The 21,773-nt window shown below is 59.2% G+C and carries 20 protein-coding genes; 7 read left to right on the plus strand and 13 right to left on the minus strand.

Annotated features, from left to right (window positions below; translation table 11 throughout):
* Positions 1 to 35 precede the first annotated feature (35 nt).
* The 7 genes from TU84_RS25195 to TU84_RS02430 all read right to left on the minus strand — a co-directional run bounded on the left by TU84_RS25195 (position 36) and on the right by TU84_RS02430 (position 6,968).
* Complete coding sequence (locus TU84_RS25195; RefSeq protein ID WP_157403782.1) at positions 36 to 701, minus strand: energy transducer TonB; 666 nt, start codon at positions 699 to 701, stop codon at positions 36 to 38.
* Between the two features lie 141 nt (positions 702 to 842).
* Positions 843 to 1,502, minus strand: a complete 660-nt coding sequence (locus TU84_RS02405; protein ID WP_153326046.1) for a gamma-glutamylcyclotransferase — start codon at positions 1,500 to 1,502, stop codon at positions 843 to 845.
* A 236-nt stretch (positions 1,503 to 1,738) separates the two neighbouring features.
* On the minus strand, positions 1,739 to 2,707 hold the full coding sequence (locus tag TU84_RS02410) for a CDP-6-deoxy-delta-3,4-glucoseen reductase (RefSeq protein WP_048366888.1): 969 nt from the start codon (positions 2,705 to 2,707) through the stop codon (positions 1,739 to 1,741).
* On the minus strand, positions 2,707 to 4,173 hold the full coding sequence (gene ubiD, locus TU84_RS02415; protein WP_048366889.1) for a 4-hydroxy-3-polyprenylbenzoate decarboxylase: 1,467 nt from the start codon (positions 4,171 to 4,173) through the stop codon (positions 2,707 to 2,709). The genes TU84_RS02410 and ubiD overlap by 1 nt, the downstream gene beginning before the upstream one ends.
* A 144-nt stretch (positions 4,174 to 4,317) precedes the next feature.
* Positions 4,318 to 5,577 carry a transcription termination factor Rho gene (rho, locus tag TU84_RS02420; RefSeq protein WP_048366890.1) on the minus strand — a complete coding sequence of 420 codons (1,260 nt, stop codon included), beginning with the start codon at positions 5,575 to 5,577 and terminating at the stop codon, positions 4,318 to 4,320.
* Between the two features lie 233 nt (positions 5,578 to 5,810).
* Positions 5,811 to 6,140, minus strand: coding sequence for a thioredoxin TrxA (trxA, locus tag TU84_RS02425; RefSeq protein WP_003206727.1), 330 nt, complete (start codon positions 6,138 to 6,140; stop codon positions 5,811 to 5,813).
* Between the two features lie 120 nt (positions 6,141 to 6,260).
* Entirely contained in the window at positions 6,261 to 6,968 is a 708-nt protein-coding gene (locus TU84_RS02430; protein WP_048366891.1) for a FadR/GntR family transcriptional regulator, read from the minus strand.
* Positions 6,969 to 7,224: 256 nt separating this feature from the next.
* On the opposite strand from TU84_RS02430, the gene TU84_RS02435 reads away from it, so the two are divergent.
* From TU84_RS02435 to ppx, 5 genes are all read left to right on the plus strand, one after another.
* Positions 7,225 to 8,010, plus strand: a complete 786-nt coding sequence (locus TU84_RS02435) for a transporter substrate-binding domain-containing protein (protein WP_048366892.1) — start codon at positions 7,225 to 7,227, stop codon at positions 8,008 to 8,010.
* A 20-nt stretch (positions 8,011 to 8,030) separates the two neighbouring features.
* The gene (locus TU84_RS02440) at positions 8,031 to 8,696 is read left to right on the plus strand and encodes an amino acid ABC transporter permease (protein WP_048366893.1); all 666 of its coding nucleotides are present in this window, start codon (positions 8,031 to 8,033) and stop codon (positions 8,694 to 8,696) included.
* The gene (locus TU84_RS02445; protein ID WP_174479311.1) at positions 8,693 to 9,343 is read left to right on the plus strand and encodes an amino acid ABC transporter permease; all 651 of its coding nucleotides are present in this window, start codon (positions 8,693 to 8,695) and stop codon (positions 9,341 to 9,343) included. Before TU84_RS02440 ends, TU84_RS02445 begins: the two co-directional genes overlap by 4 nt.
* Positions 9,330 to 10,061 (plus strand): amino acid ABC transporter ATP-binding protein, encoded by a 732-nt coding sequence (locus TU84_RS02450; RefSeq protein ID WP_048366895.1) that lies wholly within the window; start codon positions 9,330 to 9,332, stop codon positions 10,059 to 10,061. Before TU84_RS02445 ends, TU84_RS02450 begins: the two co-directional genes overlap by 14 nt.
* A gap of 254 nt (positions 10,062 to 10,315) precedes the next feature.
* Positions 10,316 to 11,818 carry an exopolyphosphatase gene (gene ppx / locus TU84_RS02455; protein ID WP_048366896.1) on the plus strand — a complete coding sequence of 501 codons (1,503 nt, stop codon included), beginning with the start codon at positions 10,316 to 10,318 and terminating at the stop codon, positions 11,816 to 11,818.
* An 88-nt stretch (positions 11,819 to 11,906) separates the two neighbouring features.
* Here the strand turns inward: ppx and ppk1 are convergent, their stop codons facing one another.
* A complete protein-coding gene (gene ppk1 / locus TU84_RS02460; protein ID WP_048366897.1) occupies positions 11,907 to 14,144 on the minus strand; it encodes a polyphosphate kinase 1 in 2,238 nt (745 codons plus the stop codon).
* A 447-nt stretch (positions 14,145 to 14,591) separates the two neighbouring features.
* Here ppk1 and TU84_RS02465 point away from each other — a divergent pair, with 447 nt between their 5' ends.
* Positions 14,592 to 15,209, plus strand: coding sequence for a DedA family protein (locus tag TU84_RS02465; RefSeq protein WP_048366898.1), 618 nt, complete (start codon positions 14,592 to 14,594; stop codon positions 15,207 to 15,209).
* A 130-nt stretch (positions 15,210 to 15,339) separates the two neighbouring features.
* Positions 15,340 to 16,005, plus strand: a complete 666-nt coding sequence (gene elbB / locus TU84_RS02470; protein WP_048366899.1) for an isoprenoid biosynthesis glyoxalase ElbB — start codon at positions 15,340 to 15,342, stop codon at positions 16,003 to 16,005.
* Here the strand turns inward: elbB and TU84_RS02475 are convergent, their stop codons facing one another.
* From TU84_RS02475 to TU84_RS02495, 5 genes are all read right to left on the minus strand, one after another.
* On the minus strand, positions 16,006 to 16,458 hold the full coding sequence (locus TU84_RS02475) for a YaiI/YqxD family protein (RefSeq protein ID WP_048366900.1): 453 nt from the start codon (positions 16,456 to 16,458) through the stop codon (positions 16,006 to 16,008).
* A 67-nt stretch (positions 16,459 to 16,525) separates the two neighbouring features.
* The gene (locus tag TU84_RS02480; protein WP_048366901.1) at positions 16,526 to 18,424 is read right to left on the minus strand and encodes a cytochrome c/FTR1 family iron permease; all 1,899 of its coding nucleotides are present in this window, start codon (positions 18,422 to 18,424) and stop codon (positions 16,526 to 16,528) included.
* Between the two features lie 66 nt (positions 18,425 to 18,490).
* Positions 18,491 to 19,123, minus strand: a complete 633-nt coding sequence (locus TU84_RS02485) for a LysE family transporter (RefSeq protein ID WP_048366902.1) — start codon at positions 19,121 to 19,123, stop codon at positions 18,491 to 18,493.
* Positions 19,124 to 19,288: 165 nt separating this feature from the next.
* Positions 19,289 to 19,846: a mechanosensitive ion channel family protein gene (locus TU84_RS02490; protein ID WP_048366903.1), complete on the minus strand. Its 558-nt coding sequence runs from the start codon at positions 19,844 to 19,846 to the stop codon at positions 19,289 to 19,291.
* Entirely contained in the window at positions 19,846 to 21,756 is a 1,911-nt protein-coding gene (locus tag TU84_RS02495; protein ID WP_048366904.1) for an ATP-binding cassette domain-containing protein, read from the minus strand. Before TU84_RS02495 ends, TU84_RS02490 begins: the two co-directional genes overlap by 1 nt.
* Positions 21,757 to 21,773: the final 17 nt, after the last annotated feature.

The raw sequence follows: 21,773 nt of genomic DNA on the forward strand, positions 1-21,773 counted from the left end.
TACCGTTATCGGCCAGCGCTGCAAAAGCCGTAGGTTTACTCGCGTTTAATCACCATGCCCCCGGACTCCAACAAGGCTTTGACGCTGGGCGGTAGCAGGTCGACAAATTTGCGGCTGATTCTGCGCTGACAGATATTCGTCACGTTGAGCATGCTTTGGGAAAGGTCGAACAAGCCCAGCGTTAGCGATTCATTGTCGTACTTGCCCGCAAAAAACCCGTCCATCAAGTGCTTTTGGGTGAGTTCAAACAATGTAAGTTCCGCCAGCGGCATATACAGATCCCTGCGAAGGTAGTGACTCATCTCCCGATTGAGCTGAAGGCAGGTGGCGGTGGCAATATTTTGCAGCGCCTCCGTGCGCTTAGCTCGGCGCTCACGTTCGATCTCAAACATCAATGGCACAGAGACGACTAACTGTTGCGGGTTATCGCCGGTCAACGGCCGACTCGCGAACCGCCACTCACCCATGACCTTAAGGGCTGCGCCGGCAAAGAGGGGGTGGGTGCTGTAAACGATTTTCGGATTGGCCACCGTGCCATCGGCGTTGACGTCAACCTTGACCTGCACCATCCCGGTCAAGCCCATGCGCCGAAGTTCCATGGGGTATTCAGGCTTGACCATGTGCTTAACGTCAGGGAGCCACGTCTGCGCCCACGCACTCAGTGTCATGAACATCACCACAAACCCGACTAAGCTTTTCATCACCTTCCCCCCGGACGCTGCGCTCACATGAGCACAGAGGGGAAGCATGATAGGAGTGTGTCGCCAGGTTTCTCAGCCCATGGGCTCTGATCCTGTTGTGGGATGGCTCCGATTAAATGGACAGACCCCTCAAACTAACCCCTACGGCTTGGCCAACACACAGCGCTTGAGGCGCGCCTCCAGGTTACGGTCTGGCATGGCGTGGCTACGCAAGGCGCTGATGGTCTGTTCGACGTAGTCACGGGTGGTGCCGTAGCGACCGCTGGCGTTGGCCAGCACCTGGCTGAGTACGCCGTCCGGAAGGTTGCCCGCGTAGCTGGGCAAATGCCGTTCCAGCACAAACCCCAACGCCTGGACCTGGTTACCGTCTTCAAGCCGGCAGTTCAGCCAGTGCGGCCGATAGGAAGGCACGGGCATTTCACGCCGCCACAAGGCGTTGAGCGCCGCTTCAAGGTTGTCTTCAGGCAGGCGATAGGCAAAGCCACTGCACGAGCCGCCACGGTCCAGACCAAAGACCAGGCCGGGCAGTTGCGGCGTGCCACGATGCTCGTGGGACCACAAATACAAGCCGCGATGGTAGCCATGCACCCGGCCCCGCACCCGCTCGACAGCTGTGCATTCAGGGCGCCAGATAAGCGAGCCGTAGGCGAACAGCCAGACCGGGCCGCCTTGATGGCACGCCATGGTGGCCTGCAAGGATTGCTGAAGTTGTTCTGGGGTCAGGGGCGCCCCAAGATCGAGTCGCGGAGGGTAAATCACGTTTGTACACGCTGATTCAGAAACAGTTATCACAGAAGGCATGGAGTCCTACAGGCATTGCATGCGGCGTACTAGATAATAACGTTATGAATCTTATAGCAGTAAAAATGAAATAACCCGCGCGGCAAGACGTATGGCGGCCAGTAATCCGATTTCTTGTAAATCAAGAGCCCCTCACCACGCCTCTCCCGGAGGGAGAAGGAACTGATTGGGGGATGCTGACGATTATCGGTGGCCTGCTTGCTGCGCGACAGAGCGGCGTCGAAGACGGGGTTACGTCAAGGACGGGGCGCGTAGGCAAACACGTCAGCGCGCATTTGGTGCGCGTCCATGCCCGCTTCAACCAGCGCGTCGAGGGTGCCGTAGATCATGGCAGGCGAGCCGCTGGCATACACCGAGACAGCGCTAAGGTCGCTGATGTCTTCGCACACCGCTTCGTGCAACAACCCGCAACGCCCTTCCCAGCCGCACAAATCACTGACGACCTTGTGCAAGAACAGGTTGGGGATCTGCTGCCAGGCGTCCCACTCTTCCAACGCGTAAAAGTCTTCAGGGCGACGCACGCCCCAGTACAAATGCACCGGATGCTTGAACCCTTTGGCACGGCAATGCTCGATCAGGCTGTGCATTTGCGCCATGCCGGTGCCCGCGGCGATCAGCACCAGCGGCCCGTCCGGCAATTCAGACAAGTGTGTGTCGCCAAATGGCAGCTCCAGACGGATCATTTTGTTGCGTTGCAACTGCTCGATCAGGCTGCGGGCGCTGTCTTCGCGCACCAGTACGTGCAGTTCAAGGTCGCGCCCCGAGTGCGGTGCGCTGGCCAGTGAAAACGCCGACTTCTCGCCGTTTTCACGCTCCAGCATCACGTATTGCCCGGCGTGATAACGCGGCAGTTTGCCCGCCGGTGCACGCAAGCGCACCCGCCACACATCACCACCCAATTCGACACATTCGGTCAACTGACAGGCCAAGCTACGCACCGGTAATTCTCCCAACGCAAGGACGCCATCCCACAACACCACGCAGTCTTCCAGCGGCTCCGCCAGGCAGGTGTAAACCTCGCCATGGTCACGGACTTCACCCGCCTGCTGCACCTGCCCTTCAACCAGCAAGGCTGCGCACACGTGGCAATTACCATTGCGGCAGCTTTGCGGGCATTCATAGCCCAGGCGCTGCGCCGCATCCAGAATCCGCTCGCCAGGCAAGGTGTCCAATACGGCGCCTGAAGGCTGCAAGGTTACACGCATCAATCTATTCCTAATTGATTCCAGATGTCATCGATCCGGCGAGTCACGGCCTCATCCTTGACGATGACCCGACCCCATTCGCGGGAGGTTTCGCCTGGCCATTTGTTGGTTGCATCCAGCCCCATCTTCGACCCCAGGCCCGAAATCGGCGAGGCAAAGTCGAGGTAGTCGATTGGCGTGTTGTCGATCATCACCGTGTCGCGCTTGGGGTCCATGCGTGTGGTGATGGCCCAGATCACGTCGTTCCAGTCGCGCGCGTTGATGTCGTCGTCGGTGACGATAACGAATTTGGTGTACATGAACTGGCGCAAAAACGACCACACACCGAGCATTACGCGCTTGGCGTGCCCCGGGTACTGCTTTTTCATGGTCACAATGGCCATGCGGTACGAGCAGCCTTCAGGCGGCAGGTAGAAGTCAGTGATTTCCGGGAACTGCTTTTGCAGAATCGGCACGAACACTTCGTTGAGTGCCACGCCCAGAATCGCCGGCTCATCCGGTGGACGGCCAGTGTAGGTGCTGTGGTAAATCGGTTTGATCCGGTGGGTGATGCGCTCAACGGTGAACACCGGGAAGCTGTCGACCTCGTTGTAGTAACCGGTGTGGTCGCCGTACGGGCCTTCCGGGGCCATTTCGCCGGGGTGGATCACGCCTTCGAGGATGATCTCAGCCGTGGCCGGCACTTGCAGGTCGTTGCCACGGCACTTCACCAGCTCGGTGCGGTTGCCGCGTAGCAGCCCGGCGAAGGCATATTCGGACAAGCTGTCTGGCACGGGGGTGACGGCGCCCAAAATGGTGGCCGGGTCAGCACCCAGCGCCACAGACACCGGGAACGGCGTACCGGGGTGTTTTTCGCACCACTCACGGTAGTCCAGCGCACCGCCACGGTGGCTCAACCAGCGCATGATGACTTTATTGCGGCCAATCACCTGCTGGCGATAAATGCCCAGGTTCTGGCGGTCCTTGTTCGGACCTTTGGTGACGGTCAGGCCCCAGGTAATCAGCGGCGCCACGTCTCCCGGCCAGCAATGCTGAACCGGCAACAGGGCGAGGTCGACATCGTCGCCCTCAATGACCACTTCCTGGCACACCGCGTCTTTGACGACTTTCGGGGCCATGGAAATAATCTTGCGGAAGATCGGCAACTTGGACCACGCGTCTTTCAGACCTTTAGGCGGCTCGGGCTCCTTCAGAAACGCCAGCAGCTTGCCGATTTCACGCAGCTCATTCACCGAGTCAGCGCCCATGCCCAGGGCCACGCGCTCAGGCGTGCCGAACAGGTTGCCGAGCACAGGGATATCGTGACCCACCGGGTTTTCAAACAGTAAGGCCGGACCTTTGGCGCGCAATGTGCGGTCGCAGATTTCGGTCATTTCCAGTTTGGGTGACACCGGAACCTGGATGCGCTTGAGTTCGCCGCGCTGTTCCAGGCCGCTGATAAAGTCACGTAAGTCGCGGTACTGCATGCTTGAGCCTCATGTTGGCCGTGGCGTTGGGGCACCGAGTGTAGCGCCCAAGCCGCGTGATCTGAAGGGAGAGCTGCCCAAAATCAAGAAAGGTTAGACAGCAAAAAGCCGGGTTTCCCCGGCTCTTGCTTAACTTCCGGCGATTTACTTGCGCTTCATCGACAGGAAGAACTCATCGTTGGTCTTGGTCTGCTTCAGCTTGTCGATCAAGAACTCGATGGCGGCTACTTCGTCCATCGGGTGCAACAGCTTGCGCAGGATCCACATGCGTTGCAACTCGTCGTCAGCGGTCAGCAACTCTTCACGGCGGGTGCCGGAACGGTTGATGTTGATCGCCGGGAAGACGCGTTTTTCAGCGATTTTGCGGTCCAGAGGCAGTTCCATGTTGCCGGTGCCTTTGAACTCTTCGTAGATCACTTCGTCCATCTTCGAACCGGTTTCAACCAGTGCGGTGGCGATAATGGTCAGCGAGCCGCCTTCTTCGATGTTTCGCGCAGCACCGAAGAAACGCTTTGGTTTCTCAAGGGCGTGGGCATCAACACCACCGGTCAAGACCTTGCCGGAGCTCGGGATCACAGTGTTGTAGGCACGGGCCAGACGGGTGATGGAGTCGAGCAGGATCACCACGTCTTTTTTGTGTTCGACCAGGCGCTTGGCCTTCTCGATCACCATTTCGGCAACCTGCACGTGGCGGGTTGGCGGCTCGTCGAAGGTGGAGGCAACCACTTCGCCGCGCACGGTACGCTGCATTTCGGTCACTTCTTCCGGGCGCTCGTCGATCAACAGAACGATCAAGTGCACTTCCGGGTTGTTACGCGAAATGTTCGACGCAATGTTCTGCAGCATGATGGTCTTGCCCGCTTTTGGCGGAGCAACGATCAGACCGCGCTGACCTTTACCGATCGGGGCGCAGAGGTCGATTACACGACCGGTCAAATCTTCGGTGGAACCGTTACCGATTTCCATCTTCATGCGCACGTTCGGGAACAGCGGGGTCAAGTTCTCGAAGAGAATCTTGTTTTTCGCGTTCTCTGGACGATCGAAGTTGATCGTGTCGACTTTCAACAGTGCGAAATAACGCTCGCCTTCTTTTGGCGGGCGAATTTTACCGACGATGGTGTCGCCGGTGCGCAGGTTGAAACGTCGAATCTGGCTAGGCGAGACGTAGATATCGTCCGGGCCGGCCAGGTAAGAGGCGTCAGCAGAGCGGAGGAAGCCGAAGCCGTCCTGGAGGATCTCCAGCACGCCATCACCGGAGATTTCCTCGCCGCTTTTCGCGTGCTTTTTCAGCAGGGAGAAAATCACGTCCTGCTTGCGCGAACGGGCCATATTTTCTATGCCCATCTGTTCGGCCAATTCGAGCAGTTCGGTAATCGGCTTTTGCTTGAGTTCAGTCAGGTTCATATAGGAATGACGTAATCATTTATGGAGGGGGAAATTAAGCTTTTGGCTTAATGAGGCCGCGCCGCAGAGAAGGCGACAGGATCGCGTACTAATTCGATAAGGAGTGCGTCGGCGACGGCTTGCAGGGGGCAGTGGAGAAACCAGTGCGGGGCCGAATGTACCACTTGAGTTTCATAGCGTCTAGTCCTTGAGCCATGAAAAAGCCCCGCAATTTGCGGGGCTTTTAACAACGCTTAGATATTAGCGTCGAGGAATGCAGCCAGCTGCGACTTCGACAGCGCACCGACCTTGGTGGCTTCAACGTTGCCGTTCTTGAACAGCATCAACGTTGGAATACCACGAACGCCGTGCTTGGCAGGGGTTTCCTGGTTTTCGTCAATGTTCAGCTTGGCAACAGTCAGCTTGCCTTTGTAAGTCTCGGCGATCTCATCCAGAACTGGCGCGATCATTTTGCAAGGGCCACACCATTCAGCCCAGTAATCGACCAATACAGCGCCTTCAGCCTTGAGAACATCGGCCTCAAAGCTAGCGTCGCTAACGTGTTTAATAAGATCGCTGCTCATGGAAGTCTCCGTGGTTGTAAGCAAAAACGTAGCACATCATAGCCGTCATCACCGCGTTCAGGAAGCTGACGGATGATTGTCTATTACTATGGCCGCACATGAGCCTGAGTATGAGCTCTTTCAAAACACGCCGGACGTGACAAAAGCGATCCCGGTGCGCGAAGCCGCATGGCGTATGTGCTCGCTCATGGCTTTGTGCGCTGGCCCGCTGGCGTGGCGCGCCAATGCGCGAAGGATTTTGCGGTGTTCTTGCCAGGTTTCCATCGCCCGTTCGGGGCGAATAAAGGGCAATTTCTGGCTTTCAAGAAAGATATCGGCCCGGGTTATCAGAATATTCGCCATGGTCTGGTTGCCACTGGCGCGCAAAATAATCTGATGAAACTCAAAGTCCAGTTGCGCCGCCCGGGCGAAGTCCTCGGCGCGCAACTCCAGGCGCATGGCCTCGACATTGTCTTGCAGCACGTCGAGTTCATCACGGGTCAGCCTCACGGCGGCCAACCCTGCCGCCAACCCCTCAAGCGCGTAACGCAATTGAAAGATGTCCTCAGGGCAGGCCTGCGCCGCAAAAGGCCAGTCAGACGCAGAGGCGATCGCTGCGGGCTCGCCCACCGTTTGCACGTAAACGCCTTTGCCGGGCTGGACGCTGACCACGCCCAACGCACTCAATGACGACAGCGCCTCGCGCAATGACGCCCGGCTGACCCCCAGCTGCACCGCCAGATCGCGCTGCGAAGGCAATGCATCACCCGGCGCAAAGCCGCGCTCATCGATCAGTTTACGAATGGCCAACAGCGCCACTTCGGGTACCGCGCGTGCGCTTGAATTCATCACAAATCGACTTGATCGGCTGAGGTTGGAACGTAGTTGTAAAGCTATTGCAGGCGCTCGGCAAGTCACGCCCCACGGCGGTTCAAGCCGTGTACGCAACGCCCGATAGAGGTGCAAAAAGCTCGGCAACTGTTCAGACCAGTCTGACCGCTGCAAGCCTTCTGAACCCTGCCTCCCAGCCCTGAAACCGCTGTTGGCATGGCCTGTGCTCTGTCCAATAGCAGACATCACCGTCCACCCGATTTGGAGAGTTGCCATGACCCAGCGCTACAGCGCCCTGATATGTGCCTTGTTCGCCAGCCTGGTGTTGTTTCAGACACCGGCCCGCGCCAATCAACTTGATGACGTGATGGCTCGCGGCACCTTGAAGGTTGCCGTCCCGCAAGACTTTCCGCCGTTTGGCTCGGTAGGCCCTGACATGAAACCGCGCGGCCTGGACATTGATACGGCAAAGCTGTTGGCCGACCAGCTCAAGGTCAAACTGGAACTCACCCCGGTCAACAGCACCAACCGCGTGCCGTATCTGACCACGGGTAAAGTCGACCTGGTGATTTCCAGCCTGGGTAAAAACCCGGATCGCGAGAAAGTCATCGACTTCTCCCACGCCTACGCGCCCTTCTACCTCGGCGTGTTTGGTCCGCCAGACGCAGAAATCAAGACGCTGGATGACCTCAAAGGTAAAACCATCAGCGTCACCCGTGGCGCCATCGAAGACATCGAGCTGACCAACGTGGCGCCTGCCGGTGTCACGATCAAACGCTTTGAAGACAACAACTCGACGATCGCCGCCTACCTGGCCGGGCAAGTAGACCTGATCGCCAGCGGCAACGTGGTGATGGTGACCATCAGCGAACGTAACCCCAAACGCATCCCGGCCATGAAGCTAAAACTCAAGGACTCGCCGGTGTATGTCGGGGTCAACAAGGGCCAGCCTGAGCTGCTGGACAAGGTGAACCAGATTCTGAGCGCCGCCAAAGCCGACGGCAGCCTGGAAAAGAATGCGCTGCAATGGCTTAAAGAGCCGCTGCCAGCCGACCTCTGATCACCCGCAACGAGGTCATCATGGCTTATCAGTTCGACTTTTTACCGGTCCTGCAAAACACTGACCTGTTGCTGCGCGGCGCCTTGTTCACCCTGGAACTGACCGCCATCGGCACGCTGTTTGGCGTCAGCCTGGGGATTGTCGGGGCGGTGGTCCGGGCCTGGAACATCCGCCCTTTCGCCGCCCTGTTTGGTCTGTACGTTGAAGTGATTCGCAACACACCGTTTTTGGTGCAGTTGTTTTTTATCTTCTTCGGCTTACCGGGCCTTGGCGTGCACATCAGCGAATGGCAAGCCTCGGCACTGGCCATGGTGATTAACCTCGGCGCTTACTCCACCGAGATTATTCGCGCTGGCATTCAGGCCATCCCCAAAGGCCAACTGGAAGCCGCCGCCGCGCTGGCCATGTCGCGTTTTGAGGCGTTTCGCTATGTGGTCTTGCAGCCCGCGCTGGCCAAAGTGTGGCCGGCACTGAGCAGCCAAATCATCATCGTGATGCTCGGCTCGGCGGTGTGTTCGCAAATTGCCACCGAAGAGCTGAGCTTTTTCGCCAACTTCATTCAGTCGCGCAACTTCCGGGCCTTTGAAACCTACGCCCTGACCACCCTGATCTACCTGTGCATGGCGCTGTTGATTCGCCAGTTACTGAATGCCTTCGGCCGCCGCTACCTGAGCAGGAGTCGCTGATGGACTTTACCTTCTGGGACATCGTGCGCAATTTGCTGGCGGGCCTGCAATGGACCGTCGCGCTGTCCGTCGTGGCCTTTATCGGTGGCGGTCTGATCGGCCTGCTGGTGTTGCTGATGCGCATCTCCAAGAGCCGCTTCGCCCGCACGCTGGCACGCGGCTATATAGAGCTGTTTCAGGGCACGCCCTTGCTGATGCAACTGTTTCTGATCTTTTTTGGCATCGCCTTGCTCGGCATCGACATTTCGCCGTGGATGGCCGCCGCCCTGGCGCTGACGCTGTTTACCAGCGCTTACCTGGCAGAGATCTGGCGCGGCAGCGTCGAATCCATCGCCAATGGCCAGTGGGAAGCGTCAGCCAGCCTGGCGCTAAGCCCGCTGGAACAACTGCGTTACGTGATTTTGCCGCAAGCCTTACGGGTGGCCATCGCGCCCACTGTAGGGTTTTCGGTGCAGGTGATTAAAGGCACCGCCGTCACCTCGATCATTGGTTTCACCGAGCTGACCAAGACCGGCAGCATGCTGGCCAACGCCACTTTTGAGCCTTTTATGGTCTACGGCTTGGTGGCGCTCGGTTACTTCCTCTTGTGCTACCCCTTGTCGCTCAGTGCGCGCTATCTGGAAAGGAGACTGCATGCCTCTGCTTAGAGTTACCGCCCTGCATAAATACTACGGCGACCATCACGTGCTGAAAGGCATCGACCTGAGCGTTGAACAAGGCCAGGTGGTCGCGATCATTGGCCGCAGCGGCTCGGGCAAAAGCACGCTGCTGAGAACCTTGAACGGCCTGGAGTCGATCAACGACGGGGTTATAGAAGTCGATGATGAATACATGGACGCGGCCCGCGCCGACTTGCGCATCCTGCGCCAGAAAGTCGGGATGGTGTTTCAGCAGTTCAATTTGTTCCCGCACTTGAGCGTCGGCGAAAACGTCATGCTGGCCCCGCAAGTGGTGCAAAAAGTGCCCAAGGCCAAGGCCGCGCAACTGGCCCGCGAGATGCTGGAGCGTGTGGGCCTGGGCGACAAGTTTGATGCCTTCCCCGAACGCCTGTCGGGCGGGCAGCAACAGCGCGTGGCCATTGCCCGGGCGCTGGCTATGTCGCCCAAAGTGCTGCTGTGTGACGAAATTACCTCGGCGCTCGACCCCGAACTGGTCAACGAGGTGCTCAACGTGGTGCGCCAACTGGCCCGCGAAGGCATGACGCTGATTATGGTGACCCACGAAATGCGCTTCGCTCGCGAAGTCGGCGACAAACTGGTGTTTATGCACCAGGGCAAGGTGCATGAGGTGGGCGACCCCAAAGTGCTGTTCGCCAACCCGAAAACCCCTGAGCTGGCGAATTTTATCGGTTCGGTTGAGGTTTAACCCCTGTAGGAGCGAGCTTGTCTCGCGATCTTTTCAACCCTTAAAAGATCGCGAGGCAAGCTCGCTCCTACCGTTAGCGGGGGCTTTTACAGGGGATGTGTGACAAAAATTAGATCGTTTAAAAAATACGAGTTGTCAGGAACAAGCTAACGTCATCTCTTACGTGCTCCATATCAATGCATCGCACATCACGCGTTGGCGCGAGCGTTTGATCGTGGCACGATGGCGAAGTTATCGACCGAGACTCCTCAAACATGCCCCAATCCAAAAGCAAGAATCCGTCCCTGATCGCCGCTATAGACTTGGGTTCTAACAGCTTTCACATGGTGGTGGCCAAGGCTCAGAACGGTGAAATCCGCATTCTTGAACGTCTTGGCGATAAGGTGCAGCTGGCTGCCGGTATCGACGAAGAACGCCACCTCAACGAAGAGTCCATGCAGCGTGGCCTCGATTGCTTGAAGCGTTTTGCGCAATTGATCAAAGGCATGCCCTTGGGCGCCGTGCGCATCGTGGGCACCAACGCCTTGCGTGAAGCCCGCAACCGCAATGAATTTATCGTGCGCGCAGAACAAATCCTGGGCCACACCGTAGAAGTCATTTCTGGACGTGAAGAAGCGCGCCTGATTTATCTGGGCGTTTCGCACACCCTCGCCGACACACCGGGCAAGCGCCTGGTGGCCGACATCGGCGGTGGCAGTACCGAATTCATCATCGGCCAACGTTTTGAGCCCCTGCTGCGTGAAAGCCTGCAGATGGGCTGCGTGAGCTTCACCCAACGCTATTTCCGCGACGGCAAGATCACCCCGGCACGTTATGCCCAGGCATACACCGCGGCGCGCCTTGAGCTCATGAGCATTGAGCACGCGCTGCACCGCCTGACGTGGGATGAAGCCATCGGCTCCTCCGGCACCATCCGCGCCATTGGCCTTGCCCTCAAAGCCGGCGGCCACGGTGCAGGCGAAGTGAATGCCGAGGGCCTTGCCTGGCTCAAGCGCAAACTGTTCAAGCTGGGTGAAGTGGACAAAATCGACTTCGAAGGCATCAAGCCAGACCGTCGGGCGATTTTCCCGGCCGGGCTGGCGATTCTTGAGGCGATTTTTGACGCCCTTGAATTGCAACGCATGGACCACTGCGACGGCGCCCTGCGTGAAGGCGTGCTCTACGACCTGTTAGGTCGCCATCATCACGAAGACGTGCGCGAGCGCACCCTGAGTTCGCTGATGGAGCGCTACCACGTTGATCTGGAACAAGCCGCACGGGTTGAACGCAAAGCCTTGCGCGCGTTTGACCAGGTGGCCAAGTCGTGGGAACTCGAAGACGGGGTCTGGCGCGAGCTGCTGAGCTGGGCGGCCAAGGTGCATGAAGTCGGCCTGGACATTGCCCACTACCACTACCACAAGCACGGTGCTTACCTGATCGAGCACTCTGACCTTGCCGGTTTCTCACGCGAAGACCAGCAAATGCTCGCGCTGCTGGTGCGCGGTCATCGCCGTAACATTCCAAAAGACAAGTTCGCCGAGTTTGGCGCCGAAGGCATCAAGCTGATTCGCCTGTGCGTGCTGCTGCGTTTTGCGATTTTGTTCTACCACATCCGTGGCAACCAGGAAGCGTCGCAAGTGAAGCTGCGCGCCGATGGCGATCACCTGGAAGTGATCTTCGCTGAAGGCTGGCTGGAACAGAACCCGCTGACCAAAGCCGACTTCGAACAAGAAGCCCAATGGCTGACGCGCGTCGGGATAGTGCTGACTATTTCGTAAGGTTTACCGCATTGTAGGAGCGAGCTTGCCTCGCGATCTTTTCAGCTTCAAAAAGATCGCGAGGCAAGCTCGCTCCTACAGGGTCGACTTACACCGACGGGCCGGTGCTGACGGTCAGTACCGGCAGGCTCAGGCGCTCCAGCAGGGTCGCTTGGGCGCTGCGCGGGTTCTGGTTGCCGGTCGGCGTGTTGCGCACGTAACGGCCGTCAGACTGCAGGCTCCAGCTGTGGGTGTTGTCCGTCAGGTAGCATTCCAGCTCCTTCTTGACCCGCAGAATCAGCTTTTTGCCCTCTACCGGGAAGCACGTCTCGACACGTTTATCGAGGTTGCGCTCCATCCAGTCAGCACTCGACAGGAACATCTGCTCTTCGCCGCCATTGAGGAAGTAGAACACCCGTGTGTGTTCCAGGAAGCGGCCAATGATCGAGCGCACGTGAATGTTGTGCGAGACGCCCGGAATGCCCGGACGCAAGCAGCACATGCCACGCACCACCAGATCAATGCGCACGCCGGACTGGCTGGCCTTGTACAGCGCGCGGATGATTTTCGGGTCGGTCAGCGAGTTGAACTTGGCGATGATGTGCGCAGGCTTGCCCTCTAACGCAAACTGCGTTTCGCGGGCAATCATGTCGAGCATGCCTTTTTTCAGGGTAAACGGCGCATGCAGGAGTTTTTTCATGCGCAGGGTCTTACCCATGCCGATCAGTTGGCTGAACAACTTGCCGACGTCTTCGCACAGCGCATCATCCGACGTCAGCAAGCTGTAGTCGGTGTACAGGCGCGCGTTACCGGCGTGGTAGTTGCCCGTACCCAAGTGCGCGTAACGCACGATCTCGCCCGCTTCACGGCGCAGAATCAGCATCATCTTGGCGTGGGTCTTAAAGCCCACCACCCCGTAGATCACCACCGCACCGGCGGCTTGCAGACGGCTGGCCAGTTGCAGGTTGGACTCTTCGTCAAACCGCGCACGCAATTCGATCACCGCGGTCACTTCTTTACCGTTACGCGCGGCATCCACCAGCGCATCGACGATTTCAGAGTTGGCACCGCTGCGGTACAGGGTCTGGCGTACAGCCAGTACATGCGGGTCTTTGGCCGCCTGACGCAGCAAGTCGACCACCGGGGTGAAGGACTCAAACGGGTGCAGCAGCAAGATGTCCTGCTTGCTGACCACGCTGAAAATGTTCTCGCTGTTCTGCAACAGCTTCGGAATCGCCGGGGTGAACGGCGTGTATTGCAGCTCCGGGTGGCTGTCCAGACCGGTGATGCTGAACAGGCGCGTGAGGTTCACCGGGCCGTTGACCTGGTACAGCTCGGTCTCTTGCAGGTTGAACTGCTTGAGCAGGTAGTCCGACAGGTGTTTAGGGCAGGTGTCGGCCACTTCCAGACGCACCGCATCGCCGTAGCGACGCGAGAACAGCTCGCCGCGCAGGGCACGGGCCAAGTCTTCTACATCTTCGGTGTCCACGGCCAGGTCGGCGTTACGGGTCAGACGGAACTGGTAGCACCCCTTTACCTTCATGCCCTGGAACAGGTCATCGGCGTGGGCGTGAATCATCGACGACAGGAACACATAGTTGTCGCCTGGCCCACCGACCTCTTCAGGCACTTTGATCACACGTGGCAACAAGCGCGGCGCCGGGATGATCGCCAGGCCGGAATCGCGGCCAAAGGCGTCGATGCCTTCAAGCTCAACGATAAAGTTGAGGCTCTTGTTCACCAGCAGCGGGAACGGGTGCGTCGGGTCGAGACCGATCGGGGTAATGATCGGCGCGATTTCGTCGCGGAAGAACTTGCGCACCCAGACCTTGATCTTGGTGTTCCAGTAACGGCGACGGATAAAGCGCACCTGATGCTTTTCAAGCTCGGGCAGCAAAATGTCGTTGAGGATCGCATATTGGCGATCAACGTGGCCGTGTACCAGCTCGCTGATCCGGGCCAGCGCCTGGTGCGGCTGCAAGCCATCGGCGCCCGCTTGTTCGCGGGCGAAGGTAATTTGTTTCTTCAGGCCCGCCACACGAATTTCGAAGAATTCGTCCAGGTTGCTGGAGAAAATCAACAGGAACTTCAACCGCTCAAGCAGCGGATAGGACTCATCCAGCGCCTGCTCAAGCACCCGGATGTTGAATTGCAACTGCGAGAGTTCACGGTGGATATACAGGCTGCTGTCATCCAGACCCGGAATGGCAATGGCTGGTTGCGCCGCCGCTGGCGCTTCAGGCGCAGCAGGTGCGTGAGCTTCCGGCACGGGCGGTGTCTCAGTGGCCTGCTCCACAATGGGCTCAGCCTCAGTAGCAACGAGTTCTGTCTGTCCTTCGGTATTCATTGAATGTTCCTGTAAGAGCGGGTTTGACTCTCGTGACCGTTTAGCGGCGCGTGCAATCAAGCTGCCAGAATGCCACCAACGCCAATGGGTTTAAACCGCTCATAGGCGCTTTATGCGGGCTGGAGCCGATTAGAGGGCTTTTTGTCAATTTTGTTCTGCAACGATGCTTATTGTGGGAGCGGGCTTGCTCGCGATGGCATCGCCGCGGCGATCCTGGAGAACCGCAGCGGCTGAATCGCGAGCAAGCCCGCTCCCACAGATGTTGAGCACTGTCCATCTACGCGCGACCGTTATAGCAACGTGTCATGAATCCTAGATGACAACCCTTATGATGTAGGTCAAATACTTACGATTTGTAGGAATTGTTCATGAGAAGACACAGTTCGATACTTTCCTGAACGTCCCTTAAGGCGTAGGCTGCGCGTTCATTTCTCCAGCATCCAGACAATGCTCCAACAATTTCTTCAAGAATTCGGTTACTTCGCCCTGTTTCTAGGGACGTTCTTTGAAGGTGAGACCATCCTGGTTCTCGCAGGCTTCTTGGCGTTCCGCGGATACATGGACCTTAAACTGGTCATGATCGTGGCGTTCCTCGGCAGTTATGCCGGCGACCAGCTGTGGTACTTCCTGGGGCGCAAACACGGCCGCAAATTGTTGGCGCGCAAACCGCGCTGGCAACTCATGGGCGACAAGGCGCTGGAGCATATCCGCAAGCACCCGGACATCTGGGTCTTGAGCTTCCGCTTTGTGTACGGTCTGCGCACCGTCATGCCCGTGGCCATTGGCCTTTCGGGCTACCCGCCGGGCCGCTACCTGCTGCTCAACGGGATTGGTGCCGCCATTTGGGCCGTTGCCCTGGCCACCGCCGCCTACCACTTTGGCGCCGTGCTGGAAGGCCTGCTAGGCAGCGTCAAAAAGTACGAGCTGTGGGTACTGGGCGCCTTGCTGGTGCTGGGCGGCTGCCTGTGGCTGCGCCGGCGCTTCAAGAACGCGCGCCTGGCCAAACAGACCGCGCTGGAAGAAAAAAACAAAGCCGCTGAAGTTAACACCCCACCAGCGGAATAAGCCGGTGTGTGCGCTCGCACACACCCTCTCCCTGGGCGCTGCACCGCAGCGCCTGCGTGATCGCGGAACCTCCCACTGGCATCAGTTGCCAAATAAAGAGACAGTAACGCCACGAACAAGGAGACCCACCATGACCACCAAAAATATTGCCGTTGTTCTTTCCGGCTGTGGCGTCTATGACGGCACCGAAATCCACGAAAGCGTGATCACCCTGCTGCGCCTCAGTCAGCGCGGCGCCCACGTGCAATGCTTCGCGCCGAACATTGCGCAACTGCACGTCATCAACCACCTGACCGGCGAAGAAATGCCCGAGTCGCGCAATGTGCTGGTCGAGTCGGCGCGTATCGCCCGTGGCGAGATCAAGGACATACGTGAAGCCAAGGTGGACGACTTTGACGCACTGATCGTACCCGGCGGGTTTGGCGCCGCCAAAAACCTTTCTAGCTTCGCCACTGAAGGCGCCGCCTGCAGCGTTCAACCCGATGTTCTGGCCCTGGCTGAAGCCTTTGCCGAGGCGGGCAAGCCGATCGGTTTGATGTGCATCTCACCGGCCATTGCCGCCAAAATCTACGGCCCTGGCGTGATCTGTACTATCGGCAAAGACGCAGACACCGCTGCAGCGGTAGAAAAAATGGGCGGTACTCACCAAGAATGTGAAGTCTCTGACATCGTCGAAGACAAAGCCCGCAAGCTGGTTAGCACCCCGGCCTACATGCTGGCCCAGTCCATCAGCGAAGCCGCTTCTGGCATCAACAAAATGGTCGACCGCGTCCTGGAACTGACCCAGCACGCGTAATCAGCCCCGCGCGAGCCGGGTCAGAATCCGGTCCAGTGCATTGGCGAACGCCTGCTTGTCGCGTTCGCCATAAGCACCCTGCCCGCCGCCGACCTGGCCTTGCTCACGCAGATCGGTAAACAAATTACGCACCGCCAGCCGCTCACCCATGTTCTGCGCGTCAAACTCTTTACCGCGCGGGTCCAGCGCTGCCACGCCCTTCTTCACCAGCCGGTCGGCCAGCGGCACATCGCTGCAAATCACCAACTCGCCGGGCACGGCATGCTCGACCAAATAGTCATCCGCCGCATCCGGGCCACTGGGCACCACAATCAGCTTGACCAACGTATACGTCGGCTTGACCTGACTCTGCCCGGCCACCAGCACCACCTCAAACTGACGCTTGAGCGCGAATTTGATGACCTGATCCTTCGCAGCCTTGGGGCAAGCGTCTGCGTCGATCCAGACACGCATGGGGGTAGCTCCTGATAATAAGAAACAAAAAACGGTGGGAGCGGGCAAGCCTCGCTCCCATCCGTATTTAAGAAGCCTGTTCCCGACGCTTTTCAGCCAGTCTGCTGCGGCTGTAGAGCACGATGATCGCCAGGATGGCGATGGCTTGTGCGCTGAGCGAGTAGGCGTCTGCGTGGATGCCGAGCCAGTCGAACTCGAAGAACGGCACAGGTCGTGTGCCAAAGATTCCGGCTTCCTGCAGGGCTTTGACGCCATGGCCGGCGAAGACGACGGACAAGGCGCACAGCAGCGCGGCGTTGATGCCGAAGAATACGCCCAGTGGCAATTTGGCTGAGCCGCGCAGGATGATCCACGCCAGGCCGATCAGCAGCACCAGCGCCGTGGCACCGCCCGCCAGTACGGCGTCATGCCCGGCCGGGCCCGCTTGCAGCCACAGGGTTTCGTAGAACAGGATCACTTCGAACAGTTCGCGGTACACCGAGAAGAACGCCAGCACCGCAAAGCCAAACCGCCCGCCGCCGCTGACCAGGCTGCTTTTGATGTAATCCTGCCAGGCATCGGCATGGCGGCGGTCGTGCATCCACACGCCCAGCCACAGCACCATGACGCTGGCAAACAGCGCGGTGCAGCCTTCGAGCAGTTCGCGTTGGGCGCCGCTGACGTCAATCACGTAGGCGGCCAGCGCCCACGTGGCCAAGCCCGCGACCAAAGCCAGGCCCCAGCCGATGTTGACGCTGCGTACCGCCGATTGCTGGCCGGTGTTGCGTAAGAAGGCGAGGATAGCCGCCAGCACCAGAATTGCTTCAAGGCCTTCACGCAGCAGAATCAACAAGCCCGAAATGTAGCTCAAGGACCAGCTCAAGCCATCGCTGCCCAGCAGCCCGGCCGACTCTTTGAGCAAGGCTTTGGCGGCGTCCAGACGCTGCTCGACCTGTTCGATTGGCAAGCCGTCCTGCAGCGATTGCCGATACGCCATCAAGGCTTTTTCGGTGGTTTTACGCACGCTGCTGTCGACGTTGTCCAGCGAGCTTTCCACCAGCTCAAAGCCTTCCAGGTAGGCGGCTACAGACAAGTCGTAGGCTTGTTCACGATCACCCTCGCGATAGGCCGCCAGGCTTTTGTCCAGAGTTTGGCTGGTGTAGTCGAGCAACTGCGCCGGGCCACGCTTGACCTGCGGCGGCTGTGCCCGTTGTGCGCGGAACGTGGCTGCGGCTTGCGGACCTTCTGCGGCCAGCACTTCGCCCGGGGTCTGACGGGCCAATTCAGCGAGGTCGTAGGTTTTGTCTGCTTTAGCCGCCGCTGGGTCTGCACTCAGGCCCGCCACATAGGTGGCCAGGTCCCAGCGCTGACGGTCGTCCAGTTGGTCGGCAAAAGCAGGCATGTCGGTGCCTTCAACGCCCAGCGCCAGGGTGTTGAAAATGGCGTAGAGGCTCAGGCGGTCAAGACGCGCAGCATCGCGCAGGTTGGCCGGTGGCGGGGTCATGCCCATGCTGGCCGGGCCGTCCCCGGCGCCGGTGGCACCATGGCACACCGAGCAATGCAGGGCGTACAGCGGCTCACCGCGCGCAGGATCCGGGGTAATCACCGGCGCTTGGCTGACTTCGTAGGCGACGGCCAGCTTGGCCCCTAACTGGCGCGCCTCACGGGCGACCTTGGCGCCGTCTTCGCGCTGTTCAATGGCCGATTGCAAGGCCTCAACACCTTGTGCCAGCTCCGCACGCTCAGGGCGTTCAGGCAAGTCAGCAATCAGGCCCTTGAGGACGGTGAGGAATTCTAACTGTTCGTGATACTCGGTTTCGTCGATGACTTTGCCGTCTTCGACCGTAGGCGGATAGTCCGCTCCGATGTAGTCAATAAGGTGCAACGCTTGGGAAGCACCTTCTGGGGAATTGGCTGAAACAGCGAGGCTGCACAACGCGAGCACTGGCACCATCAGCCAGGCCAAACAGCGCGATCGGGCGGTCATTGAAAGATCCGGGTGGAAATGAGAAGTAACACATTGTTCACTTCCAATGACCGCGACTCAAGATTTTTAGGTGGTGGCGCGGTGCAACGTCGCCAGAAACCCTGCGGCACCCACGAACAAACCGGCAAAGGTGCGGTTCAGGCGGCGCTGCTGTTTGGGCGTGCGCAGCAGACGCAAGACCTTGGACGCCAAGCCGGTGTAACCGGCCATGACGATCAAATCGACGGCGATCATGGTCACACCCAGGGTCAGGTACTGGCTCACCAAGGGTTCGTTCGGGTTCACAAACTGCGGCAGCACCGCGAGCATGAACACCAGCGCTTTGGGGTTGCTGACATTCACCAGAAAGCCACGAAACACCAGCGCCAGCGGTTTGCCGATGGGGCGGATGGCCGAGTCGTCGCTGAGGTCGGACGGCAAGGCACGCCATTGTTTAACGGCGAGGTAAACGAGGTAGGCCACACCAAACCATTTGATCGCGTAGAAAGCGGTGGACGACGCGGCGAGGATGGCACCGACACCGGCGGCGACAATGAAGATTTGCAGGGCCAGACCCAGTTGCAGGCCCAGCGCATTCCAGTAGCCGCGCCAGAAGCCGTATTGCAGGCCGCATGACATCGACGCAATGGCACCGGCGCCAGGCGACAGGCTGATGACCCAGCAAGCAGCGAAAAAGGCCAACCACGTTTCCAGCGACATCGCACACCTCGGACAAAAACTGTAACAAGTCCTTAAGCTAATGCGCGAGCTGAAAATTAACCAGATGTTTTTGCGGATAGTGCGTGTAGGAGCGAGCTTGTCTCGCGATCTTTTTTAAGATCAAAAGATCGCGAGGCAAGCTCGCTCCTACAGAGGGAAGGGTGTTTACAGATCGCCTTCGCGCCAGCGGCGCACGGAGCGCTGGAAGAACAAGCTGTTGGGGACTTGCACCATGCTGCTGCCACTGCCGGTTTCGGCAGGCTCAACCAGGGTGGTGTACAGCAGGTTGATGGCCACAACGCGCCCTTTGACCCCCGGCTTGTCGAGGGTGTCGAGCAACTCCACCACATCGCCAATGCGAAACGGCCCCACGGTGAAGATCAATACCGCGCACAGCAGGTTGGACAACACGCTCCACATGGCGAAGAAGGCAATCGCCGCCACCGCCACAAAGCCTGACAGCGCGGTCCATAACACCGTCGCCGAGACGCCCAGGCGTTCGAGAACGAAGATGACCGCGCTGCCCATGATGAACCAGCGCAGCCCGCCTCGCAGCGGCAACAGCAACTGCGACGGCAAAGGGTAACGCTCGCCCAGGCGGGTCAGAAAACGCGCAACCACGCGTTGCAGGAAGTACCCCGCCAGCAGGATCAGCAAGATCTGCACGCCAATCCACAGGGGCGCGATCAACTCGGCCGGTACGGGTAAGTTGAGCGACTCCATCAGGACAGGGCTTCCAGTTCGGCTTGCAAGGTCTCAAGCACTTCCAGGGCTTCCATCCAGCGCTCTTCGAGCTGGCCTTCGAGCACTTTGAGCTTGGCCTGATCGGCCAGCAACTCACGCAGCTCATCTTTGCGCGCCGCCTCGTAGACGCCGCTGTCACCGAGGCTGGTCTCGATCCGGGCGAGCTTTTCAGTGACTTTGCCCAACTCGCTTTCGAGCTTGTCGGCTTCACGCTTGTGCGGTGCCAATTGCTGACGCAACGCAGCCGCCGCCTGACGTTGGGCCTTTTTATCGGTCTTGTCCGGGTTGATTACGGTGTTGCTCACCGGCGCATTGCGCAGGCGGTAATCAGCCAGCCAACGGGCGTAGTCGTCGAGGTCGCCGTCGAACTCCTGGACTTTGCCATCGGCTACCAGCAAGAACTCGTCGGTGGTGCTTTTGAGCAAGTGACGATCGTGAGACACCACCAGCACCGCACCACTGAACTCTTGCAAGGCCATGGTCAGGGCCAGGCGCATTTCCAAGTCAAGGTGGTTGGTCGGTTCGTCGAGCAGCAACAGGTTCGGGCGTTCCCACGCGATCAGCGCGAGGGCCAGACGGGCTTTTTCACCGCCCGAGAAGTTCAGCACCGGCTCGTCGATGCGCGCCCCGCGAAAGTCGAACCCGCCGAGGAAGTCACGCAACACTTGCTCACGCTCGGTCGGCGCCAGACGCTGCAAGTGCAGCAACGGGCTGGCCTTGGAGTCCAGTGAGTCGAGCTGATGCTGGGCAAAGTAACCGACCGACAGGTTTTCGCCGCGGGCCAGACGGCCCGCCAGCGGAACCAGCTCACCCGCCAGGTTTTTGATCAGGGTCGACTTACCGGCACCGTTAGGGCCGAGCAGGCCGATGCGGGCACCCGGCACCAGTTGCAGCTTGACCTTCTCAAGGATGGTTTTGTCGCCGTACCCCAGGCGCGCGTCAGACAAGTCGAGCAACGGGCTGGAGAGTTTGACCGCTTCACGGAACACGAAGTTGAACGGTGAGTCGACGTGGGCCGCGCTCAATTCTTCCATGCGCTCAAGGGCCTTGATCCGGCTCTGCGCCTGACGGGCCTTGGTGGCCTGGGCCTTGAAACGGGCGATGTAGCTTTCCATGTGCGCACGTTGCGCCTGCTGCTTCTCGTAGGCCTGTTGTTGCTGGGCCAGACGCTCGGCGCGGGCACGTTCAAAGGCGCTGTAACCCCCGCGATAGAGGGTGATTTTGCGCTGTTCGACGTGAGCGATGTTATCGACCACGGCGTCGAGGAAGTCCCGGTCGTGGGAGATCAGCAGCATGGTGCCGGGGTAGCTTTTGAGGAAGTCTTCGAGCCACAGAATGGCGTCGAGGTCCAAGTGGTTGGTCGGTTCGTCGAGCAACAACAGATCGGACGGGCACATCAGGGCCTGGGCCAGGTTAAGGCGCATCCGCCAGCCGCCGGAGAAGTCGGCGACCGGGCGGTCCATTTGTTCGTTGGTAAACCCCAGCCCGGCGAGCATTTTGCGCGCCCTGGCATCAGCGGTGTAACCGTCGGCGCTGTCCAGTTCGGCATGCCAGCGCGCCTGCGCGGCACCATCTTGGGCGGCCTCAGCCTGGGCAAGATTGGCTTGAACCTCGCGCAAGCGCTGGTCGCCATCGAGCACGTAGTCGATCGCAATGCGATCGAGGGTGTCGATTTCTTGCCGCATGTGGGCAATCCGCCAGTCGGCCGGTAGCAGACAATCCCCGGAATCAGGCGTCAACTCACCCAGCAGCAAGGCGAACAAAGTGGATTTACCGGCGCCATTGGCGCCGACCAAACCGGCTTTGTGGCCGGCGTGCAGGGTCAGCTCGGCGTCTTCTAGCAGACGCTGAGGGCCACGCTGTAAAGTCAGGTTCTGAAGTCGGATCATAATGGCCGCGGAGTCTA

The organism is Pseudomonas helleri (assembly GCF_001043025.1).
GTDB lineage: Bacteria > Pseudomonadota > Gammaproteobacteria > Pseudomonadales > Pseudomonadaceae > Aquipseudomonas > Aquipseudomonas helleri.

Coding starts and splice junctions, on each gene's coding strand:
- TU84_RS25195 (WP_157403782.1), bottom strand. CDS start 701: ATGAAAAGCTTAGTCGGGTTTGTGGTGATGTTCATGACACTGAGTGCG.
- TU84_RS02405 (WP_153326046.1), bottom strand. CDS start 1,502: ATGCCTTCTGTGATAACTGTTTCTGAATCAGCGTGTACAAACGTGATT.
- TU84_RS02410 (WP_048366888.1), bottom strand. CDS start 2,707: ATGCGTGTAACCTTGCAGCCTTCAGGCGCCGTATTGGACACCTTGCCT.
- ubiD (WP_048366889.1), bottom strand. CDS start 4,173: ATGCAGTACCGCGACTTACGTGACTTTATCAGCGGCCTGGAACAGCGC.
- rho (WP_048366890.1), bottom strand. CDS start 5,577: ATGAACCTGACTGAACTCAAGCAAAAGCCGATTACCGAACTGCTCGAA.
- trxA (WP_003206727.1), bottom strand. CDS start 6,140: ATGAGCAGCGATCTTATTAAACACGTTAGCGACGCTAGCTTTGAGGCC.
- TU84_RS02430 (WP_048366891.1), bottom strand. CDS start 6,968: ATGAATTCAAGCGCACGCGCGGTACCCGAAGTGGCGCTGTTGGCCATT.
- TU84_RS02435 (WP_048366892.1), top strand. CDS start 7,225: ATGACCCAGCGCTACAGCGCCCTGATATGTGCCTTGTTCGCCAGCCTG.
- TU84_RS02440 (WP_048366893.1), top strand. CDS start 8,031: ATGGCTTATCAGTTCGACTTTTTACCGGTCCTGCAAAACACTGACCTG.
- TU84_RS02450 (WP_048366895.1), top strand. CDS start 9,330: ATGCCTCTGCTTAGAGTTACCGCCCTGCATAAATACTACGGCGACCAT.
- ppx (WP_048366896.1), top strand. CDS start 10,316: ATGCCCCAATCCAAAAGCAAGAATCCGTCCCTGATCGCCGCTATAGAC.
- ppk1 (WP_048366897.1), bottom strand. CDS start 14,144: ATGAATACCGAAGGACAGACAGAACTCGTTGCTACTGAGGCTGAGCCC.
- TU84_RS02465 (WP_048366898.1), top strand. CDS start 14,592: ATGCTCCAACAATTTCTTCAAGAATTCGGTTACTTCGCCCTGTTTCTA.
- elbB (WP_048366899.1), top strand. CDS start 15,340: ATGACCACCAAAAATATTGCCGTTGTTCTTTCCGGCTGTGGCGTCTAT.
- TU84_RS02475 (WP_048366900.1), bottom strand. CDS start 16,458: ATGCGTGTCTGGATCGACGCAGACGCTTGCCCCAAGGCTGCGAAGGAT.
- TU84_RS02480 (WP_048366901.1), bottom strand. CDS start 18,424: ATGACCGCCCGATCGCGCTGTTTGGCCTGGCTGATGGTGCCAGTGCTC.
- TU84_RS02485 (WP_048366902.1), bottom strand. CDS start 19,123: ATGTCGCTGGAAACGTGGTTGGCCTTTTTCGCTGCTTGCTGGGTCATC.
- TU84_RS02490 (WP_048366903.1), bottom strand. CDS start 19,846: ATGGAGTCGCTCAACTTACCCGTACCGGCCGAGTTGATCGCGCCCCTG.
- TU84_RS02495 (WP_048366904.1), bottom strand. CDS start 21,756: ATGATCCGACTTCAGAACCTGACTTTACAGCGTGGCCCTCAGCGTCTG.